Annotated in this window: 5 protein-coding genes and 1 rRNA gene; 1 reads left to right on the forward strand and 5 read right to left on the reverse strand. The window is 72.2% G+C overall.

Features of this window, described 5'->3' with window-relative positions:
* Positions 1–28 precede the first annotated feature (28 nt).
* Positions 29–1,717: an ABC transporter substrate-binding protein gene (locus JSX79_RS10820; protein WP_071301780.1), complete on the reverse strand. Its 1,689-nt coding sequence runs from the start codon at positions 1,715–1,717 to the stop codon at positions 29–31.
* A 108-nt stretch (positions 1,718–1,825) separates the two neighbouring features.
* On the opposite strand from JSX79_RS10820, the gene JSX79_RS10825 reads away from it, so the two are divergent.
* Complete coding sequence (locus JSX79_RS10825) at positions 1,826–4,477, forward strand: glycoside hydrolase family 2 protein (RefSeq protein WP_229086197.1); 2,652 nt, start codon at positions 1,826–1,828, stop codon at positions 4,475–4,477.
* Positions 4,478–4,519: 42 nt separating this feature from the next.
* Here JSX79_RS10825 and JSX79_RS10830 read toward each other — a convergent pair whose 3' ends face one another.
* From JSX79_RS10830 to rrf, 4 genes are all read right to left on the reverse strand, one after another.
* A complete protein-coding gene (locus JSX79_RS10830; protein WP_229086199.1) occupies positions 4,520–6,682 on the reverse strand; it encodes an alpha-galactosidase in 2,163 nt (720 codons plus the stop codon).
* The gene (locus tag JSX79_RS10835) at positions 6,679–8,694 is read right to left on the reverse strand and encodes a beta-galactosidase (protein ID WP_229086200.1); all 2,016 of its coding nucleotides are present in this window, start codon (positions 8,692–8,694) and stop codon (positions 6,679–6,681) included. Before JSX79_RS10835 ends, JSX79_RS10830 begins: the two co-directional genes overlap by 4 nt.
* A 73-nt stretch (positions 8,695–8,767) precedes the next feature.
* A complete protein-coding gene (locus tag JSX79_RS10840) occupies positions 8,768–9,931 on the reverse strand; it encodes an ROK family transcriptional regulator (protein WP_229086202.1) in 1,164 nt (387 codons plus the stop codon).
* Between the two features lie 98 nt (positions 9,932–10,029).
* Positions 10,030–10,146 (reverse strand): 5S ribosomal RNA (gene rrf, locus JSX79_RS10845).
* Between the last annotated feature and the right edge of the window lie 6 nt (positions 10,147–10,152).

A 10,152-nucleotide genomic window follows, 5' to 3' on the forward strand; every position in this document is an offset into this window, starting at 1 on the left:
CGAGCGCTCCTCGGTCGCAGTCCTCGCCTCAGCCCTTGGCGGGCTTGAGGGCCTTGAAGATCTCGGCGTTGTCCGGGCTCGCCCAGACCGCCGGGAACGCGTACAGGTCGTCCTTCGTCGGCCAGCCGGTGAACTTCGCCGCGTGGAACTCGCTCGTCGTGCCGCCGGTCATGATCGGGATGTACGGCATGTCCTCGACGACGTGCTGCTGGATGACGTCGAGTTCGGGCTGGGTCGCCGCGGTGTCCTCCGGGTTGATCGTCGCGAGCTTCTGCAGCGCGGCGTCGACCTCGGGGTTGCTGTAGCGGGCGATGTTCATCGGGGCCGCCTCGCCGACCTTCGCGGTGTTCGCGGTCGAGTAGTAGTTGTTGTAGAGGTAGTACGGGTTCGCGGTCGGGCCCTGGCCGAGCGAGTCGATCGCGAGCTGGTAGTTGCCCTTGGTCTTCTTGTCGGTCCACTCGTTCCACGACGACTGCTGCGCCTTGAGCTCGATGCCGGCGGCCTTGAGCTGCTGCGTCATCGTGTCGATCGCGGTGATGTAGTCGGTCCAGCCGGTGACGACCTCGACCGTCAGGGACAGCTTCTTGCCGTCCTTCGCGTAGATGCCGTCGGCACCCTTGGCGTACCCGGCGTCCTCGAGCGTCGAGGCCGCGGCGTCGGTGTCGGCACCGGACGGCATCACGGCCGGCGAGACGTCCTTCGAGATCATGTCCTTCTGCGTCGTCGTCAGTGCGAACGTCGGCGAGATCTCGCTGGCGGTGTTCGAGAACGCGAGGGAGTTGAGCTGCTTGCGGTTGATCGCGTCGGCGATGGCGTGCCGCACGGCCGGGTCGGTCTGCGGGCCCGAGCAGCCGAGCGCCGTCGACGAGCAGGTCAGCAGGGCCATCTGGTTCTGGCCGACGGTGATGCCGTCGTAGCCCTGGTAGTGGCCGGGGATGTCGTCCATGTTCGGGACGGGGCCGGTCTGCCAGTCGATCGAGCCCTGCGACAGGGCGTCGGCACCCGCGGTGTTGCCGGAGAGCGACAGGTAGCGGATCGTCTTCACGGCCGGGGCACCGCCCCAGTAGTCCTTGTTCGCCTCGAGGGTGAAGGCCTGCGCCTTGAACGTGCCGAGCGTGTACGGGCCCGTCCCGACGGGCTTGCGCACGACGTCGGTGGTCGGGTCGATGTCCTTCCAGAGGTGCTCCGGCACGATCCAGGTCTTGCCGAGCAGGTTCGGGCCGAGCACGAAGGACGGCTTCGCGAAGGACACGACGACCTTGTCGTCCCCCTCGGCCTTCGCGGTGCCGTCGTACCCGATGGAGTTCAGCGCCTTGTACTTCTTGAGCATGTCGAGGGTGAACACGACGTCCTTCGCCGTGAAGGGCTTCCCGTCGCTCCACTTCGCGTCGTCGCGGAGGGTGATGCTCAGCTGGGTGCCGTCGGCGTTCCATTCGTAGCTCTTGCCGAGCAGCGGCTTCGGGTCCTTCGTGTTGACGTTCGTGATGAAGAACAGGCCCTCGTAGATCGTCCCGACGCCACCGATGTTCGACGGCGACCAGGGGTTGTAGTTGATCTGGTAGTCGCCGGACTGTCCGGTGTACGCGATCAGGGTCGACGCGGAGTCGGACGACGCCGCGGTCCCGCTCGAGCTGCAGCCGGTGAGGGCGAGTCCCGCGGTGGTGAGGATGGCCGCGGCCGCGATGGCGAGCCGCCGGGAACGGTTTGGTGTTGACATCGTTGTCCTCTCGGTCTGCTCCGTCGCAGGCCTGGTCGTTGTGACCGCGATTGTTACACGGCTAAACTAACCCGGTCAAGAGCTTGCACGACGACGTGAGGAGGCGCGATGGAGCGCACGACACTGGACGGCCACTGGACCCTCGAGGCGGTGGCCGGTCCACCGGAGGCCGATGCCCACCGCGACCCGGTGCAGGCGGTGGTGCCCGGCTGCGTGCACACCGACCTGCTGCGCGCCGTCAGGATCCCCGATCCCTTCGACGGTGACGGCGAGGCCGCGACGCAGTGGATCGGCGACACGGTCTGGCGGTACCGGCGGACGTTCGACTGGGCCGGCGGCACCGGGGAGCGCCGCCACGACCTCGTCGCGGACGGACTCGACACGCTCGCGACGATCGAGCTGAACGGCATCGTCGTCGGCACCACCGCGAACCAGCACCGCTCGTACCGGTTCCCGGTCGGACACCTGCTCCGACCGGGCGCGAACGAGCTCGTCGTCACGTTCGACGCGCCCGTGCCCGCGGCCGTCCGGCTCTCCGAGCTGCACGGCGGCGAGCTCCCGCACGTCAACCACCACCCGTACAACGCGCTCCGGAAGAACGCGTCGAACTTCGGCTGGGACTGGGGCGTCGACGTCGCGACGAGCGGCATCTGGAAGTCGATCGGCATCGAGTCCTGGAGCGGCGTCCGCATCGCGGCCGTCCGCCCCCTCGTCGACGTCGACGGCACCACCGGCGTGCTCACCGCGCACGTCGACGTCGAGTTCGCCGGCTCCTCCGGCGCCTTCTCGCAGGCCATCGGCAGCGCGCCCGTCGCGTCCGCAGGTGGTGACGCGGGTGCCGGACTGGAGGCCCGGATCACCCTGGCCCCGCACCACGCGTCCGCAGCGCACCCCGGTTCCGACACCGCGCCTCCCGTCCGCCCCACCGACCCCGCCGACACCGCCGGCCGGGTCGTCGGCGCGCGCCCCGTCGCGACCGGCCCGGACCGCACGACCGGCTCCGCCGTCGTGCGGCTCGAGGTCCCCGACGTCGCCGTCTGGTGGCCGCGCGGCCACGGTGACCAGCCCCTGTACGACGTCCGGGTCGAGGTCGGCGACGACGTCTGGACCGGCCGGGTGGGGTTCCGGACCGTCACCCTCGACACGGCTGCCGACGCCGGAGGCGCGCCGTTCCTCCTGCGCGTCAACGACCGGCCCGTCATCGTGCGCGGGGCGAACTGGATCCCGGACCACGCGTACCTCACCGAGATGACGGCCGAGCGCTACGCCGAGCGGATCGACGACGCGGTCGAGGCGAACGTCAACCTGCTCCGGATCTGGGGCGGCGGGATCTACGAGTCCGACGACCTGTACGACCGGTGCGACGAGCTCGGGATCCTTGTCTGGCAGGACTTCCTGTTCGCCTGCGCCGCCTACGCCGAGGAACCCTGGCTGGCCGACGAGGTCGAGCCCGAGGTCCGCGAGGCCGTCACCCGCCTCAGTCCCCACCCCTCGCTCGTGGTGTGGAACGGCAACAACGAGAACCTCGTGGCGTACGCCGAGTGGGGGTGGCGGCCGTCGCTCGTCGATCGCACCTGGGGCAACGGGTACTACCGTTCCCTGCTGCCCGCGGTCGTCGCGGAGCTCGACCCGACCCGGCCGTACACCCCCGGGAGCCCGTTCTCGTTCGACGAGTACCTGACGCCGAACGACGAGCGGAACGGCAGCGTGCACATCTGGGACGTCTGGAACCGGCTCGACTACCGCTCCTACGCCGACTGGCAGCCGCGGTTCGTCGCCGAGTTCGGGTTCCAGGGGCCGCCCGCGTGGTCGACCCTCACCGCGGTGGTGCACGACGAGCCGCTCGACCCGGACGGCCACGAGATGCTCGTGCACCAGAAGGCGCACGAGGGCAACCGGAAGCTCGCCGACGGCATGCGCGGGCACCTCCCGGCGCCGACGACCATCGAGGACTGGCACTGGGCCGCGCAGCTCAACCAGGCGCACGCGATCCGCTTCGGCATGGAGTGGTTCCGGTCCCGCACGCCGGACAACACCGGCATGGTCGTCTGGCAGCTCAACGACGACTGGCCCGTGGTGTCCTGGGCGCTCGTCGACCACGCCGGGCACCGGAAGCCGGTCTGGTACGCGGTCCGACAGGCCTACCGGCCCGTCCTCTCGACCGTGCAGCCGACGCCCGTGCCGGAACCGCACCCGTGGGCTCCGGCCGTCGAGGTCGCCGCTGCCGCAGCCGCCCGGGACGCCGCGGGGCTCGACGTCGTCGTGGTGAACGCCGGCGGTGCGCCCGTCACCGACGAGGTCGTCGTCGAGCGCCGCGCGTTCGACGGCACGGTGCTCGCGACGACCACGGCGACCGTCTCGGTCGACCCGGCGGACGCGGTCCGGATCACACTGCCCGTCGAGGTCGCGGTGCCGCAGGACCGCTCGCGTGAGGTGCTCGTGGTGACCGGGTCGGCCTCGGGGCGGCGGGTGCACGACTTCGCGGAGGTCGTCGACCAGCGCCTCGGTCGTCGACCGTTCTCGGTCGACGTCGCGGCGACGCCGGAGGGAGCGCGGGTCACGGTCACGGCGACGGCGTACGTGCGGGACCTCGCGCTGTTCCCGGACCGGGTGGTCGCCACGGCCCGGGTCGACGAGGGGCTGGTGTCGCTGCTGCCCGGCGAGACGGCGGTGTTCGAGGTCACGCGCGCGGCGGGCATCGACGTGGAGGCGTTGGCCGGCCCCCTGGTGCTCCGGCACGCAGGCGATCTGCTGCCCTGAGGCGTGGACGGGCCGGGCGCGTGCCCGGCCCGTCCGCCCCGGTCAGTCGGTCGCCTGCACCTCGAGCACGAGCGCGGTCCCCGGGGCCAGCGCGGGCAGCCGCACCCCCACGTCCTCGAGCACCGCGCCGGACAGCTCCACGCTCCCCCGCTCGATCCACGGCGTCCGGGTCACGTCGACCCCCTTCGGCACCCGCAGCCCGGTCACCGGCGCGACCCGGTACCGGCGCTCCCGGTCGAGTCCGCGCAGGCGCAGCGGCACGGCCAGGGACCGCGGACCCGTGACGGTCCGGGCGACCCGCACGAGGGCGCGCGACCGATCGCGCGCGACGACCGCCGTCGTCGCGAGCCCGGGGTCCCCGAGTTCGAGGTGGTGCAGCCGCCCGGAGTGCAGCAGTCCCCGCTCTCGCTTGTAGAGCGCGGTCCACTCCCCCAGCCGGTCGAGCTCCGCGGGGCTGCACCGGGTGACGTCGGTCTCGATGCCGGCACTGCCGAAGAGCGACACCGCCATCCGGAAGTCGAGGTCGAGGTGCCGCCCGGTGGTGTGCGACACTTCGGGGCCGACGTGCGACCCGATGAGCTCGAGCGGCAGCAGGAGCTCGGTCCACCGCTGGATCGGCAGCCGTTCCATCGCGTCGTTCGAGTCCGAGGCCCACACCCGGTCGGCGCGTTCGAGGACGCCCAGGTCGACCCGGGCGCCGCCGGACGCGCACGCCTCGATCTCGAGCCAGGGGTGTCGACGACGGAGCTCGTCCATCACCGCGTAGGCGCCACGGGTGTGCGCGTCGAGGCCGACCCGGCCGGCGTGCACGGTCTGCACGACGTCGCGGTTCTGGTCCCATTTCACGAAGTCGACGTGGTGCGCGCCGATCACCGCCGACATCCGGTCGAGCACGTGCTCGCGGACGTCCGCGCGGGCGAGGTCGAGCACGTACTGGTGCCGCCAGGTCCGGGTGCGCCCGGGGTCCTGCAGGAGCCAGTCCGGGTGGTCGACCGCGAGCTCGGACACCGGGCTCACCATCTCCGGCTCGAACCACAGCCCGAAGTCCATGCCGAGCGCTCGGACACCGGCGACGAGCGGGCCGAGGCCCTGCGGCCAGACGTCGGCGTCGACCGCCCAGTCGCCGAGGGCCGTGGTGTCGGAGCGGCGTCCGGCGAACCAGCCGTCGTCGAGGACGAACCGTTCGACACCGACGTCCGCAGCGACCCGCGCGAGTGCGAGCAGCGGCTCCAGCTCCTGCCGGTAGTAGACGGCCTCCCAGGTGTTCAGCACGACGGGGCGCGGGGTCCGTGGGTGCCCGGGGCGCGCGCGGAGCGAGTCGTGGAGGCGGGCGGCGACCCCGTCGAGCCCGGCGTCGGTCCAGACGAAGACGGTGTCGGGCGTGGTGAACGTCTCGCCCGGACGGAGCACGACCTCGCCCGCGCGCAGGAGCTCCCCCGCGCCGAGCACGGGACGGGCCTCGGCGAGCTGGTCGTACCGGTGCACGGAGTCCGCGCTCCACGCCGGGTGCACCGCCCACAGCTCGCCGGTGGTGTCGTCGAACCCCGGGGTCCCGAGCACCGTGAGGGTCGGGGCGTCGTGCCCGGTCCGCCCCCGACGGCTCTCGCGCACGTGCACCCCGTCGGTCATCGCCCGCCGCTGCGGGGTCCGCTCGCGGGTCCACCGTCCGGCGAGGTCGAGCACCTCGGCGGCACGCTCCCCCACCGGCAGCACCGCTTCGAGCGCCTGCACCTCGACGTCGGCCGTGCCGCTGTTCGTCAGCGCGTGCCGCACCCGCAGGACCCCGGCGTCGTCGAGGGCGAACTCGCTGTGCAGCGCCACCTCGTCCGACGCGGCGTCGACCACGAGCAACTGTCCCTCGACGTGCACCACGACGTCGCGCCACACCGGTACGAGCGGGCGGCCGCCGACCTGTCCCGCGACCCCGGGTCGACCCTCCCACCCGTCCTGCTCGGTGGGCAGGATCGTCACCGGCCACGGGGCGTCGAACGCACTCGGTGAGACCGCCCGCGCGACCGCGAGCACGAGGTCGTCCGCGTCCTCCGGCACGACCTCGCCGACGTCCCGCCCCCAGTGCAGCACCTCGGGCAGGCCGTCGACACGGGTCGCGACGACGACACCCACCCCGGCCGCGCGCAGCGCGTGGACGCGCGTCACCGCCGCCGGCACGGCTGCCCGCGCCTCCTCACCGTCCACGACGGTCATGCCGTCGCCTCCTCGAGGAGCACGCGGACGCCGCCGGCGGGCACGACGGTCTCCGGGCCGTGCCCGGAGCCGTCGAGCAGGTCGGTCCCGGCAGCCGACAGGACGACGTCGTCGGAGCGGTGGTTCAGGAGGAACAGGATCCCGGTGCCGTCCTGCCGGACGCGACGCACTGCCTCCAGGCCTGGAGGCGCGATGACGGTCCGCGCGATCGCTCGCTCCTCGACGATCCGGTCCACGATCCGTTGCACCCCGTCCGCGTCGAGCATCGCCGAGACGTACCAGGCGCCGCCACCGGCGGCACGGCGTGTGACCGCGGGGCGGCCCGCGAGCGGCCCGTCGACGTGCCGGAGGACGACGTCGGCGTCCTCGACGACCACGTCCTCCGCCCAGTCGGTGACGACCGTGCCGTCGTCGAGCAGGACGCGCTCGTCGCGCTGCAGCGGGGTGAACTCCTCCGACCACACGCCGAGCACGTCGCGGAACGCACCCGGGTAGCCACCGGTGCGGACCCGCGCGGTCTCGTCCACGATCCCCGAGGCGTAGGTCACCAGGAGCGTCGCGCCGTGCTCCACGACGGCGCCGATCCGCGCCGCGGCCGCGTCGTCGACGACGAAGAGGGTCGGGAGCACCACGACGTCGTACCCGGACAGGTCGGCGTCGAGCGGGACGACGTCGGTCAGGACCTGGCGGCGCCAGAACGCGGTGTGCCAGGCACGGAGCTCGTGCCTGTACCGGAGTCCCCGGTGCGGCTTCAGCCCGGACTGGAGCGCCCAGCCGGACGCCTCGTCCACGACGATCGCGACGCGGGCACGCTCGACCGGGGCGCCCTGGACCGGCCCGAGGGCGCGGAGTGCGCGGCCGAGGGCGCAGACCTCGCGCCAGACGCGGCTCCGGGTGCCGGCGTGCGGGACCATCGCGGAGTGGAACTGCTCGGCGCCGGCGGTGGACGCGCGCCACTGGAAGAAGAGCGCGCCGTCCGACCCCCGAGCGACGTGGGCGAGCGAGTTGCGGAGGATCTCGCCGGGTTCCTTCGCGCGGTTCCGCTGCTTCCAGCTCGGGCCCCCGGTCGAGTGCTCCATGAGCAGCCACGGACCGCCGTCGCGGGTCATCCCGCGCATGCGGTCGGCAGCGGCCGCGAGGTCCTCAGCGCGGTCGGGGTCGTCGACCAGCGTGTAGTGGTCGTTCGCCGGGATCGCGACGTGTCGTGCCCACTTGGCGTAGTCGACGACCTGGGAACCGGCGCCCACCATGAAGTTCGTGGTGACGGGTGCCGCTGAGTGCTGCTCGATGACGGCCTTCTCGGCCTCGAAGTGGGCGAGGAGCGCGTCCGACGAGTAGCGCTCGAAGTCGAGGGCGAGCCCCGGGTTCGGCGCCCCACCGACGCCACGCGGCGGGGAGACCTCGTCGAACGACGTGTAGGTGTGTCCCCAGAAGGCGGTGCCCCACGCGGCGTTCGCTGCGTCGACGTGGTCGTACCGCGCGCGGAGCCAGCGCCGGAAGTCGGCTGCCGAGACATCGCAGTAGCAGCGGCCGTTCCCGCCGCCGAGCTCGTTGCTCACGTGCCAGAGCCGGACCGCGGGGTGCTCGCCGTACCGTTCGGCCAGGGCGTCGGCGATCCGGAGCGCGTGCTCGCGGAACACCGGCGAGGCCGGGCACCAGCCGAGCCGGCCACCGGGACGCTCGCGGCGTTCGGTCGCGTCGACCGGCAGGATCTCGGGGTGCGCCGTGAGCAGCCAGTTCGGCGGGGCGGCGGTCGGTGTCGCGAGGTCCACCGCGATGCCGTTGTCGTGCAGCAGGTCGAGCACGTCGTCGAGCCAGTCCCAGGTGTACTCCCCCGGTGACCGCTCGAGGAGCCCCCACGAGAAGACCCCGACCGTGACGAGGTTCACACCGGCCTCGCGCATGAGTCGGACGTCCTCGTCCCACACCGAGCGCGGCCACTGCTCGGGGCTGTAGTCACCACCGAACGACAGGTCCTCGGTGGGCCAGGGCACGGAACGAGCAGGGGTCACGACATCTCCTTCGACGGGTGGACCGGACCAGCATCCCGCCCGTCGAAGGCGTTTGTCAACTCAGGTAACTAAGTCAGAAGCGGAGGAGCCGGCGGACCGCGAGGACCGCAGCCGCACGCGCCCACTCGGAGAACTCGAACGGTTGCACGACGATCGTCACGGCGGGTTCGTACGGGCGGAGGCCCTGCCAGAACGCCGCGTCCACCTCGGCGCGGGCGAGGTCGTACACGGGCAGGCCGTCGCCGGTCAGCACGATGGTCTCCGGGTCCACCAGCGTCACCACCGTCGACAGGAGCACACCCAGGGCCGTGCCGGCGTCGCGGAGGGCCTGGAGCGCCTGCTCGTCCCCCGCGCGGGCCAGGTCGACCACCGCGTCGTACCCAGCGTCCTCGTGGCCGGCGTTCCGCGCCACGATGGAGCTCGGCAGGTAGCTCGACACGCAGCCCGCGTGCCCGACCCCGCAGTCCGGACCGCCGCCGTACACGGGCAGGTGCCCGACGCGACCGAACCGACCGTGGGCGCCCTCCGACACCTCGCCGTTCGTGACGAGCCCGAACCCGACGCCCGCCCCGACCGTGACGAGTGCCATCGAGGTGACGCCCGCGCCGGCACCGATCCAGTGCTCCTTGGCCGTGAGCGCGTCGACGTCGTTCACCGTGAAGGTCACGAGCCCCGTCCGGCGCTCGAGCATGTCCGACAGCGGGACGTCGCGCCAGCCGAGGAACTGCGACACCTCGACCAGGGTCACGCCGTCACGGGTGACCACGTCGCCCGGCACCGAGACGCCGAGCGAGCAGATCGCCGGCGACGCTGCCCGGAGCCGGTCGACGACCTCGCCGACCTGGGCCACGAGCGCGTCGGGCGATGCGTCACGCAGCACTTCCTCGTGCAGGGCGAGCACCCGTCCCGCGAGGTCGGTGACCGCCGCGTACAAGCGGTCCTGCGTGAGCTTCACGCCCACGAACTCCCACACGCCCTCGCTCGTCCGGAGGAGCTCGGACGGCCGGCCGGTGGCGCCACGCACCCCTGTGCCGACCTCGATCACGAACCCGTGCTCCTGGAGCGTCCGCACGGCCCGCGTGAGGCTCGCCCGCGACAGGCCGAGCGACCGAGCGATCTCGGCTCGGGAGAGCACACCGTGCACGAGGATCTCGCGCAGGGCGGACCTCGTCGCATCGGTCAACACCGGCCACACCGGACCCGGGTCGATCGCTGCTCGATCGAGCTGCTCGGTCATCGGTCCCCTTCGTTCGTCGGCCGATCATAACGCGCCTGGAAACGCAGAAAACCCCTGACCACGTGGTGGTCAGGGGTTTCCTGGTGTTGCAACGTTGAGTCCGGCGGCGTCCTACTCTCCCACAAGGTCCCCCTTGCAGTACCATCGGCGCTGAGAGGCTTAGCTTCCGGGTTCGGAATGTGACCGGGCGTTTCCCTCTCGCTATGACCACCGGAACACCT

The organism is Curtobacterium sp. GD1 (assembly GCF_020882855.1).
Lineage (GTDB): Bacteria > Actinomycetota > Actinomycetes > Actinomycetales > Microbacteriaceae > Curtobacterium.

Bases quoted from the DNA above. Each gene is read 5' to 3' on its own strand.
- JSX79_RS10820 (WP_071301780.1), bottom strand. From the start codon at position 1,717: ATGTCAACACCAAACCGTTCCCGGCGGCTCGCCATCGCGGCCGCGGCC.
- JSX79_RS10825 (WP_229086197.1), top strand. From the start codon at position 1,826: ATGGAGCGCACGACACTGGACGGCCACTGGACCCTCGAGGCGGTGGCC.
- JSX79_RS10830 (WP_229086199.1), bottom strand. From the start codon at position 6,682: ATGACCGTCGTGGACGGTGAGGAGGCGCGGGCAGCCGTGCCGGCGGCG.
- JSX79_RS10840 (WP_229086202.1), bottom strand. From the start codon at position 9,931: ATGACCGAGCAGCTCGATCGAGCAGCGATCGACCCGGGTCCGGTGTGG.